The 22,555-nt window shown below is 61.9% G+C and carries 21 protein-coding genes and 1 tRNA gene; 12 read left to right on the forward strand and 10 right to left on the reverse strand.

The window, feature by feature from the left end:
- Positions 1-8: 8 nt before the first annotated feature.
- The 3 genes from ACILSR_RS28440 to ACILSR_RS28450 are packed head-to-tail and all read left to right on the forward strand — an operon-like array spanning position 9 to position 5,287.
- On the forward strand, positions 9-2,645 hold the full coding sequence (locus tag ACILSR_RS28440) for an alpha/beta fold hydrolase (RefSeq protein WP_395753208.1): 2,637 nt from the start codon (positions 9-11) through the stop codon (positions 2,643-2,645).
- A gap of 12 nt (positions 2,646-2,657) precedes the next feature.
- Positions 2,658-4,157: a M81 family metallopeptidase gene (locus ACILSR_RS28445; RefSeq protein ID WP_395753209.1), complete on the forward strand. Its 1,500-nt coding sequence runs from the start codon at positions 2,658-2,660 to the stop codon at positions 4,155-4,157.
- Positions 4,154-5,287 carry a mandelate racemase/muconate lactonizing enzyme family protein gene (locus ACILSR_RS28450; protein WP_395753210.1) on the forward strand — a complete coding sequence of 378 codons (1,134 nt, stop codon included), beginning with the start codon at positions 4,154-4,156 and terminating at the stop codon, positions 5,285-5,287. The genes ACILSR_RS28445 and ACILSR_RS28450 overlap by 4 nt, the downstream gene beginning before the upstream one ends.
- 372 nt (positions 5,288-5,659) lie before the next feature.
- On the opposite strand, the gene ACILSR_RS28455 is transcribed toward ACILSR_RS28450, so the two are convergent.
- The 4 genes from ACILSR_RS28455 to ACILSR_RS28470 all read right to left on the reverse strand — a co-directional run bounded on the left by ACILSR_RS28455 (position 5,660) and on the right by ACILSR_RS28470 (position 6,758).
- Positions 5,660-5,959 carry a hypothetical protein gene (locus ACILSR_RS28455; RefSeq protein WP_395753211.1) on the reverse strand — a complete coding sequence of 100 codons (300 nt, stop codon included), beginning with the start codon at positions 5,957-5,959 and terminating at the stop codon, positions 5,660-5,662.
- On the reverse strand, positions 5,928-6,113 hold the full coding sequence (locus ACILSR_RS28460; protein WP_395753212.1) for a hypothetical protein: 186 nt from the start codon (positions 6,111-6,113) through the stop codon (positions 5,928-5,930). Before ACILSR_RS28460 ends, ACILSR_RS28455 begins: the two co-directional genes overlap by 32 nt.
- 116 nt (positions 6,114-6,229) lie before the next feature.
- Positions 6,230-6,302, reverse strand: a tRNA-Phe gene (locus ACILSR_RS28465).
- Positions 6,303-6,386: 84 nt separating this feature from the next.
- The gene (locus ACILSR_RS28470; protein ID WP_395753213.1) at positions 6,387-6,758 is read right to left on the reverse strand and encodes a DUF423 domain-containing protein; all 372 of its coding nucleotides are present in this window, start codon (positions 6,756-6,758) and stop codon (positions 6,387-6,389) included.
- A gap of 119 nt (positions 6,759-6,877) precedes the next feature.
- Here ACILSR_RS28470 and ACILSR_RS28475 point away from each other — a divergent pair, with 119 nt between their 5' ends.
- Complete coding sequence (locus ACILSR_RS28475) at positions 6,878-8,014, forward strand: right-handed parallel beta-helix repeat-containing protein (RefSeq protein WP_395753214.1); 1,137 nt, start codon at positions 6,878-6,880, stop codon at positions 8,012-8,014.
- A gap of 963 nt (positions 8,015-8,977) precedes the next feature.
- Here ACILSR_RS28475 and ACILSR_RS28480 read toward each other — a convergent pair.
- From ACILSR_RS28480 to ACILSR_RS28490, 3 genes are read right to left on the reverse strand one after another with little or no spacing between them, the layout of a single operon-like run.
- On the reverse strand, positions 8,978-9,643 hold the full coding sequence (locus tag ACILSR_RS28480; protein ID WP_395753215.1) for an N-(5'-phosphoribosyl)anthranilate isomerase: 666 nt from the start codon (positions 9,641-9,643) through the stop codon (positions 8,978-8,980).
- Complete coding sequence (locus tag ACILSR_RS28485; protein ID WP_395753216.1) at positions 9,633-10,247, reverse strand: hypothetical protein; 615 nt, start codon at positions 10,245-10,247, stop codon at positions 9,633-9,635. The genes ACILSR_RS28480 and ACILSR_RS28485 overlap by 11 nt, the downstream gene beginning before the upstream one ends.
- A 10-nt stretch (positions 10,248-10,257) precedes the next feature.
- Positions 10,258-10,794, reverse strand: coding sequence for a hypothetical protein (locus tag ACILSR_RS28490; protein WP_395753217.1), 537 nt, complete (start codon positions 10,792-10,794; stop codon positions 10,258-10,260).
- A gap of 190 nt (positions 10,795-10,984) precedes the next feature.
- Here ACILSR_RS28490 and ACILSR_RS28495 point away from each other — a divergent pair, with 190 nt between their 5' ends.
- From ACILSR_RS28495 to ACILSR_RS28515, 5 genes are all read left to right on the forward strand, one after another.
- The gene (locus ACILSR_RS28495; RefSeq protein ID WP_395753218.1) at positions 10,985-11,593 is read left to right on the forward strand and encodes a hypothetical protein; all 609 of its coding nucleotides are present in this window, start codon (positions 10,985-10,987) and stop codon (positions 11,591-11,593) included.
- A complete protein-coding gene (locus ACILSR_RS28500; protein ID WP_395753219.1) occupies positions 11,590-12,798 on the forward strand; it encodes a serpin family protein in 1,209 nt (402 codons plus the stop codon). Before ACILSR_RS28495 ends, ACILSR_RS28500 begins: the two co-directional genes overlap by 4 nt.
- 566 nt (positions 12,799-13,364) lie before the next feature.
- Entirely contained in the window at positions 13,365-13,490 is a 126-nt protein-coding gene (locus ACILSR_RS28505) for a hypothetical protein (protein WP_395753220.1), read from the forward strand.
- Between the two features lie 9 nt (positions 13,491-13,499).
- Positions 13,500-14,120: a hypothetical protein gene (locus ACILSR_RS28510; protein ID WP_395753221.1), complete on the forward strand. Its 621-nt coding sequence runs from the start codon at positions 13,500-13,502 to the stop codon at positions 14,118-14,120.
- On the forward strand, positions 14,117-15,601 hold the full coding sequence (locus ACILSR_RS28515) for an amidase (protein WP_395753222.1): 1,485 nt from the start codon (positions 14,117-14,119) through the stop codon (positions 15,599-15,601). The genes ACILSR_RS28510 and ACILSR_RS28515 overlap by 4 nt, the downstream gene beginning before the upstream one ends.
- Positions 15,602-16,046: 445 nt before the next feature.
- On the opposite strand, the gene ACILSR_RS28520 is transcribed toward ACILSR_RS28515, so the two are convergent.
- The 3 genes from ACILSR_RS28520 to ACILSR_RS28530 form a co-directional block, all read right to left on the reverse strand.
- A complete protein-coding gene (locus tag ACILSR_RS28520; protein WP_395753223.1) occupies positions 16,047-16,469 on the reverse strand; it encodes a sigma-70 family RNA polymerase sigma factor in 423 nt (140 codons plus the stop codon).
- Between the two features lie 368 nt (positions 16,470-16,837).
- Positions 16,838-17,245, reverse strand: coding sequence for a sigma-70 family RNA polymerase sigma factor (locus ACILSR_RS28525; RefSeq protein ID WP_395753224.1), 408 nt, complete (start codon positions 17,243-17,245; stop codon positions 16,838-16,840).
- A gap of 157 nt (positions 17,246-17,402) precedes the next feature.
- Entirely contained in the window at positions 17,403-18,164 is a 762-nt protein-coding gene (locus tag ACILSR_RS28530) for a helix-turn-helix domain-containing protein (protein WP_395753225.1), read from the reverse strand.
- Positions 18,165-18,236: 72 nt separating this feature from the next.
- Here ACILSR_RS28530 and ACILSR_RS28535 point away from each other — a divergent pair, with 72 nt between their 5' ends.
- The 3 genes from ACILSR_RS28535 to ACILSR_RS28545 all read left to right on the forward strand — a co-directional run bounded on the left by ACILSR_RS28535 (position 18,237) and on the right by ACILSR_RS28545 (position 22,495).
- Entirely contained in the window at positions 18,237-18,605 is a 369-nt protein-coding gene (locus ACILSR_RS28535) for a hypothetical protein (protein ID WP_395753226.1), read from the forward strand.
- A gap of 185 nt (positions 18,606-18,790) precedes the next feature.
- A complete protein-coding gene (locus ACILSR_RS28540) occupies positions 18,791-19,168 on the forward strand; it encodes a hypothetical protein (protein ID WP_395753227.1) in 378 nt (125 codons plus the stop codon).
- Between the two features lie 171 nt (positions 19,169-19,339).
- Positions 19,340-22,495, forward strand: coding sequence for a DUF1553 domain-containing protein (locus tag ACILSR_RS28545; protein WP_395753228.1), 3,156 nt, complete (start codon positions 19,340-19,342; stop codon positions 22,493-22,495).
- Positions 22,496-22,555: the final 60 nt, after the last annotated feature.

Here is a 22,555-nt window from a genome sequence, read left to right on the forward strand (position 1 = left end):
TGAAACCGATGAGACCTTTCCTAGCCTTGCTCTTCCTCCTGCTGCCTCTGCTTGCCTCATTGCATGCCGAACCGCAGGACATCGCCTTCAAGTCCTCGCTCGATGGCACGGAGCAGCGCTATGTGGAGCTGCTGCCGGATTCGATGGAAGAACTCCTCGCGTGCGATGTGCTGATCGCGTTTCACGGTCATAGCTCCGACCGCTGGCAGTTCATTAAAGACGCACGCGGCGAGTGCAAAGGACTGCGCGATGTGGCGGAGAAGTTTGGCATGATCCTCGTCTCTCCCGACTACCGCGCCAGAACCTCGTGGATGGGACCTGCCGCCGAGGCGGATGTGGTGCAGATCATCACCGAGATCAAACAGCGCCACCATGTGAACCGCGTGTTCATCGCCGGTGGTTCCATGGGCGGCACAGCGGCGCTGACCTTTGCCGCGCTGCATCCGGAACTCGTGGCCGGTGTGTGCAGCCTCAATGGCATGGCGAATTTGGTGGAGTATGAAAAGTTTCAGGATGCACGCACTGCATCCTACGGCGGCTCCAAAACTGAAAAGCCCGAAGAATACCAGAAGCGCAGCGCGGAGCTCTGGCCGGAGAAGTTCACCATGCCCGTTGCCTTCACCACGGGTGGCAAGGATGAAGTCGTCCCGCCGCAGAGCGTGCTGCGTCTGGCCGAAACTTTGCGGCTGGCCAAACGCAAAGTGCTCAGCATTCACCGCGAAGCAGGAGGGCACTCGACCAACTACGAAGACACCGTCACCGCGATGGAGTTCGTGCTGCGTGAAGCTGGCGCGCTCACGGTCGAGCAAAAGGGCCTGTGGGCCGCGCAGCTCTCCACCACGCCGGTGCTGGGACGCACCGAGATCCAGCGTGAGCGGATCGGCGCGGACATCGGCATCTTCTCTGCAGGCGTGGAGCGTGCGCTGTCCTATGACACGGCCTTTTCACCGGCTGACATCCGCCTCATCGAACGTGCGGTAAAGCGCGATGCCGAGCGCTCCACCTCCACTTCGCTCGGATGGACCAGCAAGAAGGGCAAAGTCATTCGCGGATTCATCTCCGCCATCGACGGCTCGGTGCAGCCCTACGGCCTGATCATCCCGAAAAGCTACAACGCCGGCAAACCGATGCGGCTGGATGTGGTGCTGCACGGCAGCTCCAAACCGGTGGGCATGAGCGAGCTGAAATTCATCAGCCGCTTTGATGAAGGAGATGAGGACAAAGGCGGCGCGCCGGAGGTGGACTACATCGAGCTGCATCCGCTCGGCCGCGTGGAAAACTGCTACCGCTGGGCGGGCGAGACCGATGTGTTTGAGGCCATCGAAGCCGTCTGCAAAAACTACAGCATCGACCGCAACCGCATCGTGCTGCGTGGCATGTCAATGGGCGCGTCAGGCACCTGGCACCTTGGCTTGAAGCATCCCGACCGCTTCGTCGCCATCGGCCCGTATTGCGGTTATGTGGACACGCATCGCTTCTCCGAAACGCCCATCCCCGGCTTCATCAAAGTCGGCCCGCTGCCGCCGCACCAGGAGCAGGGGCTGCACATGCTCGACTCTGTGGACTACGCGGCCAATGCCGCCGTGGTACCGGAGATCGCCTGCATCGGCGAGAAGGATGTCTTCTTCCAGGCGCACGTGATCATGGGTGAAGCCTTCGCAAAGGAGGGCCTGCCGTTTACCAATCTCATCTCTCCGGGCACGGGCCATGTCATCGATCCCAAGACGCATGCGGAGCAGATGCGCCGCATCGGTGAATACGCCGCGAAGGGTCTCGATCATGATCCAAAGCAGCTCCGCTTCGTGACGTGGACGCTGAAGTACAACCGCTGCCACTGGCTGGAAATTCTCGGTCTCGAACAGCATTACGAACGCGCTGAATTCCGCGCCAGCATCACCGCAGACGGCTTGCGCGTGAGCGAGGCGCGCAACATCACGCGCTTTGCGATTCATCGCCCGGTGGAGAAGATGACCCTCAACGGCGTGGAGATCCCGCTGCCTGCGCAACCGGAAGGCAGCGCCCTCGTCTTCTCCAAATCCGGCGGCGTCTGGCGCTGCGAGGGCATGAGAGCGCAGGTGGAGTTCACGGGCAAACAACCCGGCCTGCAAGGCCCCATTGACGATGCCTTCACCACCCCCTTTCTCTGCGTGCGTGGCACCGGCCAGCCGTGGAATCCCAGCGTGAATGCCTGGGCGCATACGGAGCTGAAGCGCTTCGAGTACGAGTGGGCGCGCTACATGCGCGGCAGCCTTCCCGTGAAGGACGACAGCGACGTCACGGAGGAGGACCTTCGCAGCAAAAACCTCATCCTCTTTGGAGATCCCGGCAGCAACTCATGGATCGCAAAAGCGCTGCCGGAGCTTCCGGTGACATGGACACCTGATGAAGTCCGCCTGGGCGCGGAGGTGCAGTCGGCGCGGGATCATTCGCCCGCCTTCATCACCGCGAGTCCGCTGGCGAAAGGCCGCTACCTCGTCATCAACAGCGGCCACACCTTTCATGAGAAAGAGTTCGCCGCCTTCAACTACCTGCTCTTCCCACGTCTCGGAGACTGGGCTGTCATCAAGGTGGGTGCGGAGGGAAAAATCGTTCTCGCCGGTTACTTTGATGAAGACTGGCGGAAGGCGCGCGCCGTTGGACCGTAGAATAGCACTCCCATGCCCAAGATCCTCATCGCTGAATGCAAACAGGAAGTCTCCACCTTCAATCCCCACCTGAGCGGATACGAGGACTTCACGCTGCGTCATGGACAGACGATTCTTGATTATCACCGTCAGGTGCGCAGCGAGGTGGGCGGCGCCCTGAACGTGCTGGATGCAACACCGGGCGTGGAGCTGGTGCCCACGTGCAGCGCCCATTTCATCACCTCGGGTGGCACGCTGGCAGATGCGGCTTTTGAGCGCATCGCGGAGGAAATCCTCTCCAGCATCAAGTCAGCACCGCCGGTGGACGGCATCTACTTTTCCCTGCATGGCGCGATGGCGACTCAAAGCCTCGCCGATCCCGAAGGCTGGCTGCTGGAGCAGACGCGCAAGATCGTCGGCGAAACGGTGCCCATCGTCATCTCGCTCGATCTTCACGGAATCCTCACCGAGCTCATGCTGGAGCAGAGCGATGCCGCCGTGGCGTTTCACACGTATCCGCATGTCGATTTCTTCAGCACCGGCGAGCGCTCGGCCCGGCTGCTCCTGCGCATCGTGGCAGGCGCGGTGAAACCCGTCACCGCCTTGGTGCGTGTTCCGGCGCTGGTGCGTGGCGATGAGCTGATCACCGCATCAGGCTCCATCCGCCATGCGGTGGAGGCCGCGGTGGCTTTTGAGCAAAGCGCGGACGGACTCTCCGCGGCAATGATGTGGGGCAATCCTTTCACCGATGTGCCTGCGCTTGCCTCCAACAGCTTCGTCGTGACGGACAACGATCCCGCCCTTGCCGAGCGCGAGGCCCTGCGCATCGCCGGTTTGTTCTGGGAGCATCATGAGAAAATGCAGGTGCCGCTCACCAGCCTGGCGGATGCGGCGCAGCAGACGATTGAGAACACCTCCGGCACCATCGTGCTGGTGGACGCGGCAGATGCCACCAGCTCCGGCGCTTCAGGCGACAGCAATGCGATCCTGCGCGCCCTGCTCGATGCGGGCTATGCAGGCACCGCCTTGATTCCCATCGTGGATGCAGCAGCCGTGGAGGCGGCTTTTCGTGCCGGAATCGGCCAGGAGATCAGCACCACGGTGGGCGGCGCCTTGGATCCCGCACGCTTCAAACCGCTGCCAATCACCGGACGCGTGCGCATGCTCTCAGATGGCTGGTTTCACAGCGAGACCACGCGTGAGCTGTGGCAGGCCGGAAACACTGCTGTGATCCAGGCAGGCGGCATCACGCTCATCGTCACCAGCCGCGCCGTCAGCCTCTATGACCGCGCCTTGTTTTACGCGCATGGCTGCGATCCGCAGCACTTTGGTGCCGTGGTGGTAAAGTCACCGCAGTGTGAGCGCCACATGTTCAAAGACTGGGCCGCACGCTACATCGATGTGGATGCGCCCGGCTCCACCAGTGCCAATCTTCGCAGCCTCGGCCACACCCGCTGCGCGCGGCCGATGTTTCCGCTCGATCCTGAAGTCCCCTTTCAACCCCAAGCCCGACTCTTCCAACGCCACCCATGAAAATCCGAGAAATCCGCTGCGCAGGTTTGCGCGGAGCCACCCCTGAAGGCGGCTGGAGCAATGAGCTCCGGCCCGAAGACTGCGTGCATACCCTCATCGCCGTGCATACTGATGAAGGAGCGGTGGGCCTCGGCAGTGTGTTCACCAATGACGCGCTCGTGAGCTCCGCGCTTGCGGTGCTGGAGCCGCTTTACCGTGGCGAAAATGCTCTCGAACCCGAGCGCGTGAGCGAGAAGCTGCATCAAAACATGTTCTGGCTCGGCCGTGGCGGTTCCATCACGCACGCCATCAGCGGCATCGATATCGCGCTGTGGGATCTCCTTGGAAAAGCCACCGGACAACCTGTGGGACGGCTGCTCGGTGGGCGCTATCGCGAGCGCGTTCAGCCCTATGCTTCCCTGCTGATGGACGAGCCCGAGAAGCTGCGTGATCACCTGCTCAAAGTGAAGGCGCAGGGCTTCCGCGCCTTCAAGATTGGCTGGGGTCCCTTTGGCAGGCGCAGCGCGGCCACAGATGAAGCCATCGTGCACGCCGCCCGTGAAGCGGTGGGGCCGGACAACAAGCTCATGGTCGATGCCGGTGGCAGCGATGCGCACTGGACCAACGGCTACAAATGGGCGCTCAACACCGCCAAAATGCTCGCCGACTACGACGTGCACTGGTTTGAAGAAGCTCTCACGCCCGACTCGCTCGAAGATTTCGCCAAACTGCGCGAGCACTCGCCCGTGCCGATCAGCGGCGGCGAAGTGCTCACCCGGCGTCAGGCTTTCCAGCCGTTTCTGGAAGCGCGCGCGTTCGACATCATCCAGCCCGATGTCACCAAAGTCGGCGGCATCAGCGAAGAGCGCCGCATCGCCTGGATGGCGCAGGAGCATGGCGTGCAGTTCATCCCCCATGGGTGGAACACCGCCGTCGGACTCGCCGCAGATCTCCATCTCGCTTCTGCTTTTCCCGGCACGGACCTGGTGGAATACCTCACCGGCTCGCCCTTCATCGATGAGATCACCCTCGGCGGCTGGAAACTCGATGCCGATGGAATGCTCGCGATTCCGACGGCGCCCGGGCTTGGGCTGGAGCTCAATCCGGAGGCGGTGGAGAAGTATACGGGCGGAGAGAGGTTGCTTGGGTGAGTGTGGGAGGACAGCTAATCACGCAATGATGCAGTCCGCGTGGCTGGACTTCCAGCCTCACCAAAGCCCCCGTTTGCCCCTCCTCATCGACGGCAGCCTCGCGATGAAATCACGGCCCCTTGGTGACGTGACTGTGATCTGCCGGTTTCCGTACGGTGGGGAGAGGTAGGAACGCCGAGGGCCATGCCCTATTTTCCAAGCAGGCGAACCACCTGCCGGGGCCACAAGATCAAAACGAGCTTCACATGGAAGCTATCAAGGAGACTTTGGAGCTTCTTCTGATCCACGCCATAAACCAGTTTGTCAGAGGTCACGAGAACATCGCAATCACACAGCGCAGCTTCTGCAATGATGAAGCTGTCGTTTTTCTCTTCATCGGGCAGCAATCCCGCGCTCTACAATGCCGTGGCCTACGGGCTTTAAATCCAGTGGTTCAAAACCCCAGGAGAGCAACGATTGCAACGCATCCATTGCCAGCGCACGAACGGCCTTGGTTTTGCCGTCGTCAGCAAGGTGGGCGAGTTCTTGCAGCACCGTGGGCAGCACCACAAAACGGGGCACCTGACGGCGGCGCTTAAGCGCTTCCAAACAATCCCAGCAGTCCTCCACCTCGCCCGCCAGATCGAGCAGCACGTTGGTATCAACGGCGACGAGCGGGGACTTGAGGCGCATGGCTTCCGTAAATGAGGTTCATGGCACGGGTGGTCAGCTCGGCCCGCTGATCATTGGAAAGCTTGTTGCACTCCGAACGATTGGCACGGGCAATGGATACGCCTTTGGTGGGCGTGGGTGCTGCGGTGGCACTGGGCTTCTTGGCGGTGCTCATGGTACTGCTGAAATCATCCCATCTGGCCGACAAATCGCAACTTGAGATGTGCAAACCTTCCCTTCCCTTCCTTGCTCCTTGAGACTTTTTAACCACCTCTTGAATCATTCAAGAGGTGGCTCGGGACGGAATCGAACCGCCGACACGGGGATTTTCAATCCCCTGCTCTACCGACTGAGCTACCGAGCCTCTTTTTGGAAGGGCCGGTATAGGAGCAAGCTCCGACCCTGACGCAACGTGTTTTTCACACGCATTTAAGATTGCTGCCAAACCTCACTTTTTCTTCGCGTCAATCGCCAGCAGCAGCCAGCCCATCATGAGGCTCAGTCCGCCGATGGGAGTGATGGCTCCCAGCCATTTGATGCCGGTCAAAGCGAGCACGTAAAGCGAGCCGCTGAAGATCAAAATGCCCGCAAAAACCAGGCGCCAGGCCCAGACCATGGCGGGTCTTTCTCCAGCAAACAAAGCGAGCAGCAGCAGCACGACGGCGTGCGGCAGGTGGTACTGCACCGCCGTCTCCCAGGTGGCGATTCTGCCCGTGGCCGCCAGCCTGTCGTGCAGGAGATGCGCACCGAAGGCCCCGAGTGCGATGGCTAGAAAGCCCATGAGGGCGGAAAGGCGGAGGCGGAGGGGGGAAGGCTGCATAGACTTGATTCATTCAAAATGACGCATGCACGTGCCTGCACAAGCCCCGTCTTCACCACCCCGGCCGATACAGCCGCCGCAGGGGCCTGATGCGAATCTCAGGCAGCACCATGATCCCCATGCCGCTCTCGAAATCTCCCGCGCTTTCGTCGTGCGCGGCGCTGCTCTGGCTGTGGCTGACGCTTGCACTGGGATTCACCCCTGCCTGCCCGGCTGCGGAGCGGCAGACGATTCAGGTTCCGCCCGCGGCAGGCAGCGCGGGCATTAACAAAGCTCTGGCCGCATTGAAGGAAAGCGGTGGCGAGGTGGTGCTGAGCGCGGGCACTTATGTCATTCAGTCGCCGGTCATCATTCATTCGGATCGCATCACGCTGCGCGGGGCGGGGCCGTCCACGCTGCTGAGGCTGGCGGCGAAGGCGAACTGCCCGGTGGTGGTCATCGGCGATGAAGCCAATCAACCGCGGCACACCGTGCGCGGCGTGTGTGTGGCGGATCTCCGCATCGATGGAAACCGCACCCAGCAGCAGGGCGAATGCTGGAATGGTGTGTGCGATACCGGCCCCTCCACCGCCATCCGCAGCTCCGGCGTGGTGATCCGCCGTGCGCGGGACATTCTGGTGCTGCGCGTGTCCGCCAGCCGCTGCCGCAGCGGTGGCATGGTGACGGAAAAGGTGTGCCGACGCCTCGTGGTGCAGGATTTTTCCGCGAGCGAAAATGAATTCGACGGCCTGGCCTGCTACGAGACGGAGGACAGCACCTTCGCCGGCCTCGATCTTCATCACAACAAAAGCGCGGGCATCTCCACGGACATCCATTTCGACCACAACACCTTTTCCAACGTGCGAATGTTTCATAACGGCAGCCACGGCATCTTCATGCGCAACTCCAGCGACAACCGCTTCGAAAACATTGAGGTCCGGCACAGCGGCCGCGCCGGCATCTTCGTGGATCAGGTGGACGAGGGACGAAACACCGGCTCCGTGGGCAATCGTTTCAACAAGATCCGGGTCATCGCCTCCGGCGGCCCCGGATTTCAGGTGAATGCGGTCAGTTGCAAGCGCACGCAGCTGACGCACTCCGTGCTGGAGGACAATGCCAGCGGCGTGTGGGAGGCCGCGCCAAAGCTCGTCGTGCAGGAGGACGTGGTGGTGAGGAGCAGGGTCAGGGACAGGGGCAAAGCCAAGGGAGAAAGCGGAAGTGAAGGCGGAAGCAGTGGCGGTGGCGAGAACACGCCGCTGAAGGTGCGGCTGGAGTGATCCCATGAGCAGGTGGAAGTAGGTCTGGACGTATCGTCTCCTGCTGAGGCAGCGGGTATGAAAGGAAAGTGGCAGACTTTGCGGAGCGTTCCGGGACCAGGATGGTCCCGCTCCTGCCAGAGCTCGCCGCGCGGATGCCTTGGAGGAGAGGGTTCATCCTGATCCCTCAACGCTCCGCGATCGCCCAGCGTCCCGCGTGGGTGAAGGGTGAAAGCTGCGGGCCGCAGGTGCATCAGAGAAGCCGAGGCTACTTTTCAACTGCTGGTGGAATGGAAGTGGCTGACTTTGCGGAAGGTTCCGGGACCAGGATGGTCCCGCTCCTGCCAGAGCTTCGCCGCGCGGATGCCTTGGAGGAGAGGGATCATCTTGATCCCTCAACGCTCCGCGATCACCCGGCGTCCCGCGTGGGTGAAGGGTTAAGGGTGAAGGGTGAAGGAGTGAAAGCTGCGGGCCGCGGGTGCGCTGAAAATGCTGGGGCGTATGAACGTCCTCGCAGTCGGGCGGTTTGGCGGAGAGGCGGTGGAACATGGAATGCGATCGGCGCCAAACACGCCCAACCTACGGCCGGAATGCGCGTGCTCGAGAACAGGCCTGATGCGACTGGTATGCAGACCAGTTTTCAGCGGGTCGTGGCATTGCACCCGCAGGTGGTACCAAGCCGACACTGCAAAACCAAGAACTCACGCAGGAGGCGAAGCCGCCACGAAACCTGCAACCCGCAACCTGCAACCCGCAACCTGCTACTTGGAACCTGCTACTTGGAACCTGCTACTTGGAACCTGCTACTTGGAACCTGCTACTTGGAACCTGCTACTTGGAACCAGCAACCAGAAAACAGCAACCTGCAACCTGCAACCTGCAACCTGCAACCTGCAACCTGCAACCTGCAACCTGCTACTTGGAACCTGCAACCCGCAACTCGGAACCCGGAACTTGAAACCTTAAACCTCTAACTTCTAACTTCTAACTTCTAACCTCTCCCCACCCCTCCCTCGCCTCCGCGATGAACTTCGCTACCAGCAGCAGGTCCTTGCTGCCGGGCATGGATTCGACACCGCTGGCGACGTCCACGGCGATGGGCTGGGTTTGCTGCACGGCCTGCTTCACGTTTTCGGGGGTGAGGCCGCCGGAGAGGAGGATGTGCTTGGTGGGAAACATCTCCTTGGCGCGCACGGCCAGCTCCCAGGGGAAGGCGTGGCCGCCGCCGCCGTAGGTGCCGGGATTGTAGGCGTCCAGCAGGATGGAGTCGCAGGGATAGTCGCCGATCTGGGCCAGCGATGCCGCATCGCGCACCTGCAGGGCTTTGATCACGCTGACACCGCGCTGCATCACACGCTCCACATCGGCGGGCGTTTCATCGCCGTGGAGCTGCAGGGCCTGGAAGAGGCCGCTGGAGAGGGTGGCATCGAGCAGGGCGTCGTCCGGATTCACCAAAACGGCGACGAGAGCGTTTTTCGCGGCCACGTTTTGCAGTCCGCTCACCGCGACCTCCAGCGGCATGTGGCGCTTGGATTTCGGCCAGAGATTGATGCCCACGGCATCCGCGCCGAGGGCGAAGAGCACCGCCGCCTGCTGCGGCGCGGTGATGCCGCAGATTTTGACACTGTGACGCTCGGGATCAGGAAACATGCGCGGAAGGAGGAGGTGGGCTCAGAGGAGGAGGAGGAAACGAAGGCGGAAAGGCTAGGCCGCCCTCACGCTCTGGCAGCAGCGAGGCGGTGACAGACAGCAGCACATCCAACTTCGGCGGCAAGGGAATGCTGCCACGCACGCGCACATTCCGCTGCAGTTCCTGAAACTTCATCGCGTCTCCGGGCTGAATGAGGAAGACCACGGGCGGGGTGGTGTGCACGCCTTTGTGCACCAGCGGGTAGGCCTTGCCCAGCAGGCGGTCCAGCATGTCTCCCGCCATGTCTGGCAGGGGCAGCGAAAAGAGAAAGAGCGAGTACTCGCGCTGCAGCGCCAGCTCAAAGGCGCGCTCGCCGCTGGGCGCGTCATCCACCTCGCACAGGCGGAAGGCCATCAGCGCCTCGCGGATCACCCGGCGGTAGGGCAGGCTCTCCTCTGCCAGCAGCACACGCGGAATGGCGGGCGCGGGGGAGAGAGAGGGCGCGGACGACGGCACGGCAGAAACAGACAGCGCATGGTCCGCATCCGTGACGGGAGTGCCGCCTGCCCATTCACTGGCTGCCGTATGGTGGAACCCCGCGACCGGATATTGTCTTCGTTTCATGAAAGCTCCCTCAGCTTTCAGGATACACCGCCACGGCCATCACACCTTCACTGGGCAGCCAGCCGACGACTTCCACGCGCTTGACCGGCTTTGCGGTGGAGCCCATGCCTTTGCGCACGGTTTCCAAAACTTGCTTCTGCGTGTCCTCCGTGACCGTGGAGCCAAACAGTCCGGCCAGGTCCGAAAGCATCGGCGCGGGAGCGCTCATGCCACCGGCGGTGGTCACGGGCGTGCGGGTCTGACCGCAGGCGAGAATGGTGTCGCGAATGGCTTCCGGCGTCATCGTGCCCGAGACCACCACCAGCCTGCGCAGGCGCGTCTCCGAGGTGGGGGCCTGCACGATGGACGGCGCGGGCTGTGCCACCGAGGGCTCTGTGACCGGCGGTTTGATCGACTTTGAAGGCTTCAGAAAGCCGCGGGGCCCGTTGGCGGGAAAGGACGCCGAACCCTGAACTCCCAGAGCCTTGGGCAGCATCGGCTCCTCCGCACCCAGGGCGGCGGCCGAGACTAGAAGGGCTGTGACAAGACGAAGAGCGGACAATTTCACGAAAGAGGGGCGGTTTTTATCATGTCGGCTTCCCGGTGACAATGATAAAAGCTACGGAAGGCTGAAATTATGGAGCCGGAGTGTGAAAATGGCCGCTCCATCCCCTTCCTCATCGGGCCCTGCTCAATGCCTCCCTGCCAGCCTGCCAAAAGCCTCGACACCCTCCCGGCGGCCACGGTAACATCGCGCCATGAAGCCCGGTTTGCTCAGCCTGATCCTTACCCTAGCCTCCGCAGGATGGGGCTGGTCTGAGGACTGGGAGGCGTGGAGCATGCGATTGATGCAATTTTGGGGACTTCATTGGACGCATGATATTCCCTGGATTGCGGATCCCGTGCCTTCACTGCTGCAGGTCGCCACTCAGGCATCGGAAGAACGTCCGGTGCCACTTGAAGAATTGGACGGAAGTCTGCACGAACCTAGTGGATTCACTATTCTCTACATAACGGGCTTCTACCAATTTTCAGATTGGGAGATCGACAATAACGCTTGGTTCCAAACTGAGGATTTCCCAGACTTCTTTCCCATCATCGACTGGCCTAAGCCGAAGTACGCGGGAGCTTACTGGATTCGACCCCACAAGTGTGGGCCGTGGAAGTTGCCCGCCTTTGCTTCGAAGCCTGCCAAAAAAAGTGGCCCGATGCCTGCCTGGCTGAAAGGCCACCCCGTTCCTTCGGACCTCCGCACCTCCCTGCCTGACCGATTGCTGCTCTATCCGCCCTTGCCCTATCAGTCCCCCTTCGATGTGTCACGCTATTTCGTTCCCAGCGAGTTGCTGAAACCGCTACCACCTCCATGAACCGCCACCGCCTGCTCCTGCTGCTCCTCCCTGCCTGCAGCTGTTTTTCCCATGCGGCACAGCCCCAACTGGCGGCCCAGGCGGCCAATGCGCATGCGTTTGAGCTGTTCCAGCTTTTCCGCCCGATGACGGAGGGAAACTTCTGCTTCTCCCCCTTCAGCTCCCACCAGTTGGCCTCCCTCCTCATGACGGCGGCGGAGGGCGAGACGCGCCAGGAACTCGCGAAGCTGGCCCACCTGCAGGGCGGCACGGAGAAGGAGCTGGAGGACCTCGGCGCCATGCGCAGCGCCCTCGCGGCCACGGTGCGGCGCGGCTCTCTGACCCTGGAAATGACCCACTCCCTCTGGGCGACCGGCGCGGGCACCTTCGATCCCGCATTCCTCTCCTCCGCCCAGACTCTCTTCGGAGCCTCGCTGCAAAAACTGCCCGCCGCCGATGCCACCGCCTCGGCTGTGGCGGTGAACCGGTGGGTGCGTGAAAAGACACGGGGCCGCATCCCGCAGATCGTCGGCCCCGCCTCTTTCTCAGACCCCGCCAGATCCCTCGTCGCGCTCAACACCCTTTTCCTCAAAGGCCTCTGGCAAAGCCCCTTCGAACTGAAAAACACCAAGCCGCGCCCATTTCAGACGCCTGAAAAAGGCAGCGTCATGCTGCCCATGATGATGAAAACAGCGGAACCCTTTTATTACTCCGAGGCAGAGTCATGGCAGTGCCTCCAAATCCCCATGACCGACCACGAAGTCCACATGCTGGTGCTGCTGCCACGCGATGAAGCCGCACGCAAAAAGATCGAGGCCGGGCTCACGCTCGAAACCTGGAACGCCACGCACACCCAGCTCGCCGACTGCGATGTGAACCTCATGCTCCCCCGCTTCAGCTACAGCACGCAGCTCAGCCTGAAGGGGCTGTGGCAGACGCTGGGGGCGAAGAGTCTGTTTCAAAACGGCGCCGCCAATCTTTCCAAAGGACTGCCCGGGGGCGGTTATTTCATCAGCGACGTCGCGCATGAAGCCATGATCGAAGTCAACGAACTCGGTGCCGAGGCCGCCGCCGTCACCGCAGCGCCAGCGGAGCCGTTCGGTGCGCCGCCCGCCGCGCCCAAACGCCGGGTCGTCACCTTCAATGCCAACCACCCTTTCATCTGGGCTTTGCAGCACGACACCACCGGCCTGATCCTTTTCATCGGACGGTATGCAGGCTCTTAGGCCGTGTTTGAAAACCTGTTTCAAGCGGGTCTGGCGAAAGCGCTTTTGGAGCGCGGGCCTCCGAGCCCGCAGCACTTCGCAGCATCCAACAGCGCCGCACGTTCCTTCACGAGTCTCATCTGCACGCGACTGCCACTGCTCATGATGCTCGTGTTTGCGACCCGGCAGAAGCCATGCTCTGGCCGGGTGATGATTGCCACCTGCTGCGGGCTCGGAGGCCCGCGCTCCACGGAACGCAAGGGGAGCGCTCAGTCATCTGCTTTTCAAACACGACAAAGGGACAGCGTCTGAAAATCGCAGAACGACCGCTGCACCAGCAGCCCAAGGGGCGCGGACTTTAGTCCGCAGAACTCCGCAGAAACAAAGCGCCCCGAAGCCACCACGAGGCCCCGCCCCACCCAGCGCCACCGTGCTTGCGACATTCAGCCTAAACACACACGCCATGCGCGGACGACCTTCTGCGGACTAAAGTCCGCGCTCCACCGGACGCCTCCGCAACCAGCGCCGCGATACTTTCTTCCGGCAAATCATAAATCATAAATCGTAAATCATAAATCCCCCTCCCCATGAACCGCCGCCGCATGCTGCTCTCCACCGCTGCCGCACTGAGTCCGGCGTCATGGAAAATCGCTGCCCAGTGCCTCCCTGCCGCCCCGTCAAAAGCCTCGACACCCTCCCGGCGGCCACGGTAGCATCCCTCCATGAAGACCGGTTTGCTCCTCCTCATCCTTACCCTTTCCTCCGCAGGATGGGGCTGGTCTGAGGTTAGAACCGGAGAGCGAATGCCATCGAACAAACTTATATCTGTACATCCACTTTTATGGATGTATGCACTTTGCTGGCAGGCGGATCCCACACCTTCATTGCTGCAGGTCCCCACCCCTTCCCTGAATAAGCCGCCTGCGATCACGAAGGAATTGGACGGAAGCATCTACGGGCCCGGTCAGTTAAGCCTTCTCTACGTGCCCGGCATTGATCCGCCCCATGTTTGGGAGGAGGAGGACGCAGCTTCCATCAAAACCCAGGCATTGGATCTGCCCTCAGGCCTCATGCACATCTACGACCTGGGTCTGTTCACGGGAGCTTCATGGCTTCGACGCACTCCCTGGGGACCGTGGTTGACGCTCGGCTCCGATTCAAAGTCGGCGCGGAAAGTTGATCTGCCGCCTTCCTGGCTGAAAAGCCTCCCCGTTCCGTTGGACCTCCGCACCTCCCTGCCTGACCGATTGCTGCTCTATTCGCCTTTGCCCTATCAGTCGCCCTTCGATGTGTCACGTTATTTCGTTCCCAGCGAGTTGCTGAAACCGCTACCACCCCCATGAACCGCCGCCGCATGCTCCTTTCCACCGCTGCCCTGCTGAGTCCGGCGTCTTGCTCGCGAGTGTACAGTGACATCCACCCCTACTCCACGCTCACCCTTCTGTCCGGGATGCTCAAGGCGCGCGCGACCGAGCCTGCCCTGGTGCTGCAGCATTGCCTCAAACGCATCGTCGAAATCGACAAAACGGGTCCGTGTGTGAATGCGGTGCTCGAATTGAACCCTGCCGCGAAAGACCTGGCCGACCGCGCCCCTGCCGGCCCGTTGCACGGCCTGCCAATCCTGCTCAAGGACAACATCGAAACCGCCGATGCCATGCAGACCACCGCAGGCTCGCTGGCGCTGCTCAATCACAAACCGAAGGCCGATGCCCCGCTCGTTGCGCGACTGCGCGCCGCAGGGGCCGTCATCCTCGGCAAGACGAACCTCAGCGAGTGGGCGAACATCCGCTCTCCTAATTCCACCAGCGGCTGGAGCGCGCGCGGCGGGCTCACGCGCAATCCGCACCGGCTCACGCACAGCGCCAGCGGCAGCAGCTCCGGCTCCGCAGCAGCCGTGGCCGCAGGGCTGGCCCCGGCAGCCATCGGCACGGAGACGAACGGCTCCATCGTCAGCCCCGCCAGCGCCTGCGGCATCGTCGGGTTCAAGCCCACCGTCGGCCTCATCAGCGGCGCGGGCATCATCCCCATCACGCATCATCAGGACACCGCAGGCCCCATGACGCTCACGGTTGAAGACGCCGCGCTGCTCATGCAGATCCTCGCGGAAAACTTCACGGTCGATTTGAAACCAGATGCGCTCAAAGGCGCACGCCTCGGCGTCCTGCGCGGCCACTGCGGCAAAAATCCGGAGGTGCTCGCGCTGTTTGAAACCGCCCTGGAAAAACTCCGCGCCGCCGGTGCCATCATCGTCGATCCCGTCAAGCTCCCGAACTTCCGCGAAGCCGGAGCGCTCTCCTGGAAATCCATGCTCATCGAGCTGCGCACAGACCTCAATGCCTACCTGGAACAACGCGGCGGCGATGTGCGCTCCCTCGCCGAACTCATCGCCTTCAATGAAGCGCACCGCAGCGAAGAGATGCCGCACTTTGCGCAGGAGTTCTTCGAGCAATCCGAAAAACTCGGCACGCCCGAGATCATCGCCGAAGGAGAAACCGCCCGCGAAAAAGCCCGCCGCCTCGCAGGCCCCGAAGGCATCGATGCCGCGCTGCTGGAGCACCACCTCGACGCCCTCATCTGCCCCACGAACGATCCCGTGGGCCTCATCGATCTCGCCAAAGGAGACACCAACGAACGCGTCGCCAGCACCCCCGCCGCCGTGGCCGGTTACCCCCACCTCACCGTGCCGCTCGGCTTCGTGGAAGGCCTCCCCATCGGCCTCTCCTTCATGGGAACCGCGAATGCAGATGCCCGCATCCTCGCACTGGGGAATGCGTTTGAAGACATAACGAAAGCACGGAGGCCGCCGGGTTTTTTGGAAAAGTAGCCCGAGGTTTCGTCTCGCGGCTGCTCGAACGCTCGCTCTGGAAAAAGTAGTCCAGAGCTTTAGCTCGCTCCGGCCAGCGCCCACGCCACACCCAGCGCCACCAGCGCGCCGAACCCCGCCCCGTAGGTCGGACGTGTTTGGCGTCGAAAGTCACCCCACGCTCCAGCGTTCCATCCGCCAAACCGCCCGACTGCGAGGACGACCGTACTTCATAGCGGCCGCAGCACGCTTGCTGACAGAAGACGCAGCCCATGGGCGCCACGTTAATTCTACTTTGGTAACTTTTCAGGGCGTTCATGAAAGGCATCGGGAATTATTAACCCTTAGCCTCAGGCATCCGTGTCAATCCGTGTAATCCGTGGTCAACAATCCGGAAAACCAGCTTTGGCAGGCAGCAAATGGAACTTACCAAAGTAGAATTAAAAAGAGTGTGACCTCAGACGGATCACGCAGACAGCGCGAGGTCCTCTTCATCTCCCTCGGCTGGCATGGACGCGGGAAGGTGGAAAAACGGATTTTCCTCGATCACACGTTTGATGGACTGCCGAATCCACCAGCGGGCAAAGATGGGAAAACGCCCCTCCTTCCCGGGGTCAAACCGGTTCACCGCCTTCACCAGTCCGCAGTTTCCTGCGGCGATGAGGTCTGGAATAGGCACCTCGCACCAGTTCCGCAGTTCCTGCGCCAGCTTCACCACCAGCCACAGATTCGCCCGCACCATCTCCGCGCGCAGTTCGCGCTCCGCAGACTCATCCGTGTGCCCCGCCCCGGCCAGCGGAGCCGCCTCAGGCAGCTCATTCAGATAGACATCGAGCCCCTCGCCTCCACCGGGGCGAGCCTTTAAGTCATCGATGCGTTCTTGATTCAAGCCGTCCATGCGAGCACTACGCAGGCAATCCGCCTATCCTTACGGCTCTCTAGGCTTTCACGCCACTCACCACTGCCCGCCAGCCTACCTCCACGCACGTCCCTTGCCGGTGAGCACATTCAAGCGCGTTCCAACGCTCCCAAGCCCCCACCGCCAAACCGACCGACTGCGAGGATGTCCGTACGCCACAGCGCATGAGGCACGCTCGCAGACGCACGCGCTGTCGCCACACCCATCCTACGATCCAGCATGTGCCCCGTGTTTGAAGTTGGGGTGCTTGCTGGGAGACCTTTTTTCAACTGATCGTGGTATGAGACGAGAACGAATCTCCTGCCGGAAAAACATGACCTCCCGTCCAGCGAGCTTGCTCACGCAGGCAAAGCCAGATCCTCAGCGCTGCCTAGGTGTGGCTTCAGCGGCGCGCAGAGGTCCTGAAACTTCCCGGCCCGCTTCTTCACCTCACGCTTGATCGCCTGCCGGATCCACCATGCCGCAAACGCCGGAAGCGCCCCTTCCTTCTCCGGATCAAACCGCGCCACCGCCTTCATCAAGCCGATGTTGCCTGCAGAAATCAGGTCTAACATCGGGATCTCGCCCTGGGCCTGCTGCTCCTGCGCGATCCTCACCACCAGCCGCAGATGCTCCCGGATCATCTGGGCACGCACCTCACGCTCCCCCACCGCACCTTTCAGCGCAAGCAACCGCGCTTTCGCCTTCTCGATCTCGTTGAGATAGATCTCAAGACCTTCGTCTCGCTCGGGCATAGAACTGTCCATGGTGAGGCAACGCAGAGGGTCCACGTCTTCTTTGCAGTTTGCGAAACAAATCCCGCTTTCGCATGCGGTCCGTGGAGCGCTCTGGCCCGCCTCTCAGCACCCAGTGTTTCAAACACAGCGCAACTCACCCTCGGCTTCATCCTTCATAATTCATCCTTCATAATTCATCCTTCCTTCTCCCCTTCGGTACTCGTTCCTCCCGAAACTGCGCGGGCGTCATGCCCATGACACCACGGAAGCAGCGCGTGAAATGCGCGTGATCATAAAAGCCCAGCTCCACTGCCAGCGCGGCCACCGTCTCCTCCGTCTCCGCCAGTCGCCTGCACGCGGCCTCCACCCGCACGCGCAGCAAATACTGCCGCGCTGATGAGCCAAACACGCGCCTGAAGCTGCGGTCAAACTGGCTCTGCGAGAGGCCGCACACGCGCGCCATCTCCGCGCTGCTCAGTGCGTCCTCCGGGTGCTTGTGCATCTGCTCGATCACCCGTGCAAAACGCGCCTCTCCGGAACTGCGGCTGCGCACCTGATCCAGCTGCCGCGAAAAGCCCGCCACGCCGATGATGCGCCCCTCTGCATCGCGCAGCGGGATCTTGCTGGACATGACCAGACGCGGGCTGCCCTCCGCCTCCGGCGCGCTCTCCAGCCGGTTCACGATGGGCTTGCCCGTGCGCATCACGATCTCGTCATCCTTGCGGTACTCGATGGCACGGTTGCGGGGAAAGAAGTCATAGTCGGTCTTGCCGATGGCATCCTTCTCCTGCTTCACCCCGCAGTAGTCGCAGCTGCGCCGGTTCATCGCCATGAAGCGGCCCTGCGCGTCCTTGATGAAAAACGACATGTCCGGCAGCAGGTCAAACAGCTGCGCGAGCTCCGCGCCGCGTAACCGCCGCAAAAAGGCCTGTGGTGAAATCGCCGCCATAGTGCGCGTATTTTACACAAGGAAGCCATGCGCATGCAAGACGTCATTGCCCCGGCTGGCGTATTCTATGCCATGCGAAAAGCCCTCCATCCCCTGCTCCTGCCCCAGCGCCGCGAGCGGCTCCGGCGCGTGGCCGCCAGCCTGCACCGCGGCAACCTGCGCGATCTTCCCCTGCTCGATGAACTGCTCAGCGACGCGGAAGTGGTGGCCTCATACAATGACGAGGAATTGAAGGACCTCATCCTCGTGGTGAAGCATCACCGCCCCGATCTCGCGCTCAATCTGCTCACCCACGTGCGCGCGCCGAAGGAACGCATCAGCCTCGGCAACTGCCTCGCCGCCCTCTGGAGCCGCATCGACATCAATGCCGCGTGGAAGGCCATCACCGCCAGCAGCCTGCCGGAATCCGAGCGCCTGGCCCTGCGCAGCGCGATGGTGTGATGCCGCCTGAAGCCATGATCGCCTCACTCCTCATCACGTCCCAGCTTGCTCCGCTTGCTCATCGGGGAGTCGGCGCTGCTGGCGGCGCGCGCGGGGAAGACTGTAGGCGGACGTTGAGGCTGCAGCCTGCGCGATGGAGAGGCTTGTGTCTTGTGCGTCGGATATTGTCCGGCATCTTTGCACCCATGTTTGAAGTCCTGATGACAACGTTTTTGGCATGTTCGATTGCTGGAGGCGTCTTTGCTGTTCTGAGCTTTGCGATGTTTGACAGGCTTCTGAAACAGGTTTGGACACGCTCAGAGTCCGCGTGGACTGACCTTGGAAAGCCCGTAGGCTTTTTCTGGGTGCCACCGGGAACCAAGAACGCGGGGCTCACGAAGGCTGCCTTTGCGCGCAATGATCTTTTCAGCCAATGGTCCGCCGCAAACGGTGAATCTCTTTTGGAAGACAAACAAGGAGCCGCCAGGCTCAGGCGGTACCGTCGGATCTCCTCCTGGTGCTTCGCCCTCGGCGCCGTTCAGTTGGTCACCGCCGTCACGCTGTTGTTTAGCGGGCACGGGTGAGGCCTGTCGGTCTTGACCTTTTGCCACCTTGACCTCCTGACTCTCGCCCCCCTTCCCACGCCAGCATCCGCTCAAAACTTCGCCAGATTTGCCGTAAAATCGCAACCGCGAACCCCGTAAGCACATTCATACCAGTCCGAGACATTTCCATACCAAACCGCCCACCACCGCATGCGCCTCGATTTTACCCTGCTCCTCTCGCTTCTCGCCTCCTCCGCCGCGGCGACAGCAGCGCAGCCCATCGGCTTCAATAAAGACATCCGCCCCATCCTCGCGGACGCCTGCTTCCACTGCCACGGCCCTGACCCAGGAACGCGCAAAGCCGGACTGCGCCTCGATACCGAAGCCGGATTCTTCACCGCCAAGGAAGGCGAGCAGCCCACCGTCATCAAAAACAAGCCCGAGGTCAGCGCGCTGTTTCAGCGTCTCATCACCAAAGATGAAGACGACCTCATGCCGCCGCCGGATTCCCACAAATCGCTCAAGCCCGAGCAGATCGCGCTGGTGAAGGAATGGATCGCGCAGGGCGCACCGTGGCAGCCGCATTGGTCGCTCATCGCCCCGCAGAAGGCCCCGCTGCCTGCCGTGAAGGACAGCGCCTGGGTGAAGACTCCGGTGGACCGCTTCATCCTCTCAACCCTGGAATCCGCAGGCCTCACGCCTGCCCCGCAGGCGGAAGACCACGCACTCATCCGCCGCGTGTCTCTGGACCTCACCGGCCTCCCGCCTTCACCCGAGTTGATGGCCCGCTATCTGCCGCTCGATGAAAAGAAGTACTCCGCGCTGGTGGACGAGCTTCTCAAATCCCCTGCCTATGGCGAGCACCGCGCCCGCTACTGGCTGGATGCCGCACGTTACGCAGACACCCACGGCCTGCACTTTGACAAGCCGCGCGAGATCTGGCCCTACCGCGACTGGGTGGTGAAGGCTTACAACAACAACGAGCCCTTCGACAAATTCACCGTCGAACAGATCGCCGGAGACCTGCTGCCCAAGCCCAGCGAAGACCAGCTCATCGCCACCGGATTCCAGCGCTGCAACATCACCACCAATGAAGGCGGCACCATCGATGAAGAGAACCTCGCCAACTATGCCTCCGACCGCGTGCAGACCATGGGCTGGGTGTACTTTGGCCTCACCACGAACTGCGCACAGTGCCATGACCACAAGTTCGACCCGCTCACGCAGAAGGACTACTACTCCATGGCCGCCTTCTTCCGCAACACCACGCAGAAGCCGAAGGACGGCAATGTGAAGGACGGCCTCGGCCCCATCCTCGTGATTCCCACGGAGAAGGACCGCCCACGCTGGAACGCGCTGCCCACGGAGCTCGCCGCTGCCAAAGTGAAGCAGGACGGGGCGCGCAAAACCGCCAAGCCGCTCTTTGATCTCTGGCTCACCACCGCCAAGCCGGAAGACCTGGACAAGGATGTGCCCACCAAGGGCATCACCGCGCATCTGCCGCTGAATGAAGGCACAGGCGCTCAAGTCTCCGCCACCTGCGGCGAGGCCAAGACTTTCAAAGCCACCGGCGAAGTCACCTGGAAGCCCGATGGCAAACTCGGCCCCGCTCCAGTGATGAAACCCGGCAGCACCTTTGAGATCGGCGACGTGGGTGACTACGAAAAAGATCACGCCTTCAGCTACGGCGCGTGGATTCGCGCAGGCAAGGTCACCGGCATCTCCGGCAGCATCCTCAGCCGCATGGATTCCAAGAATGCCTTCCGCGGCTGGGACCTCTTCCAGAGCGATAATAAACTCTCCGTGCACATCGTCAGCAAATGGCCCGAGGACGCCATCAAGGTCAGCACCGCCAAGCCCGCCCTGCGTCCGAACGTTTGGCAGCATGTCTTCGTCACTTACGACGGCAAAGGCAAGGCCGGCGGCGTGCGCATCTTTGTGGACGGCGTGGAGACGCCCATCCGCCCGGATACGAACGCGCTCAAAGGCAGCATCAAGACCACCACGGCCACACGCATCGGCCAGCGCAGCGAAGGTGCTTTCTTCACCGACGGCGGCGTGCAGGATGTACGCGTCTATGACCGCCAGCTCACCGCCACGGAAGTGATGACCCTTTCCAAAGTCGGCCCGCTGCGCGCCATGCTCGCCGCGAAGAAGCAGGGACCCAAACAGCAGGAGGCGCTGTTTGAGCACTACCTCACCACTCGCGATTCCGCTTATCAAACAGCGCTCGCCACCAGCGCGAAGCTCACCGCCGAACAGGAAGCCATCAAGGCCCGCAGCCCCATGACCCACGTGCAGGAGGAGAAGATGGACACCAAGCCCATGGCCAACATCCTCATGCGCGGCCAGTATGACAAAGTGGGAGCCGCCGTGGAAGCCGCCGTGCCCGCCGCCCTCGGCAAGCTGCCCGCCGATGCACCGAAAAACCGCCTCGGCCTCGCCAAATGGCTCGTCAGTGACAACAACACCCTCACCTCCCGCGTCACGGTGAATCGCATGTGGCAGGAGCTTTTCGGCAGCGGTCTGGTGAAGACCAGTGAAGACTTCGGCATCATGGGCAGCGCCCCTTCCAATCCCGCCTTGCTCGACTGGCTGGCCGTGGAGTTCAGAGAAAGCGGCTGGGATGTGAAGCGCTTCTACAAGATGCTCGTCACCTCCGCCGCCTACCGTCAGGCCGCCGTCATCACGCCCGCAAAACTGGAGAAAGACCGCGACAACGCCCTCATCTCGCGCGGCCCGCGCTTCCGCATGGATGCCGAGATGATCCGCGACTACGCCCTCGCCGCCAGCGCCACCCTTTCCCCGCGCATGGGCGGCCCCGGCACCCTGCCCTACCAGCCGGAAAACATCTGGGAAGTCGTCGGCATGGGCACCGAGAAATACGTGCAGGACAAAGGCGAAAACTTGTATCGCCGCACCCTCTACGACTTCTGGAAGCGCATGGCCCCGCCCGCGAACATGGACATCTTCAACGCCCCCAGCCGCGAGATGAGCTGCGTCCGCCGCGACCGCACCAACACCCCGCTGCAGGCCCTCGTCACCATGAACGACCCCCAGTTCATCGAAGCCGCCCGCAACCTCGCCCAGCACGCCCTTGAGCAAGCCCAAGGAGACGACAACGCCAAATTCACCTACATCTACCAGCGCCTCCTCTGCCGCCCGCTGAAGGATGCCGAGAAGCCCATTCTCGCTGCGAGCCTCGCGGATATGCGCAAATTCTACGGAGCCAATGCTGCGGACGCCGAAGCGCTGCTGAAGGTGGGTGAATCGAAGGCCGATGAGAAGCTGCCGAAGCCGGAACTCGCTGCGTGGACCATGCTTTGCAATGAGGTGATGAATTTGGACGAGGTGCTGAACAAGTAGAACAAAGTTAAAAGTTTAAGGTTAAAAGTTTCAAGTTCTCTAACGCGAACACTCCATAAC

The sequence above is a fragment of the Prosthecobacter sp. genome (assembly GCF_044222565.1).
Taxonomy (GTDB): domain Bacteria; phylum Verrucomicrobiota; class Verrucomicrobiia; order Verrucomicrobiales; family Verrucomicrobiaceae; genus Prosthecobacter.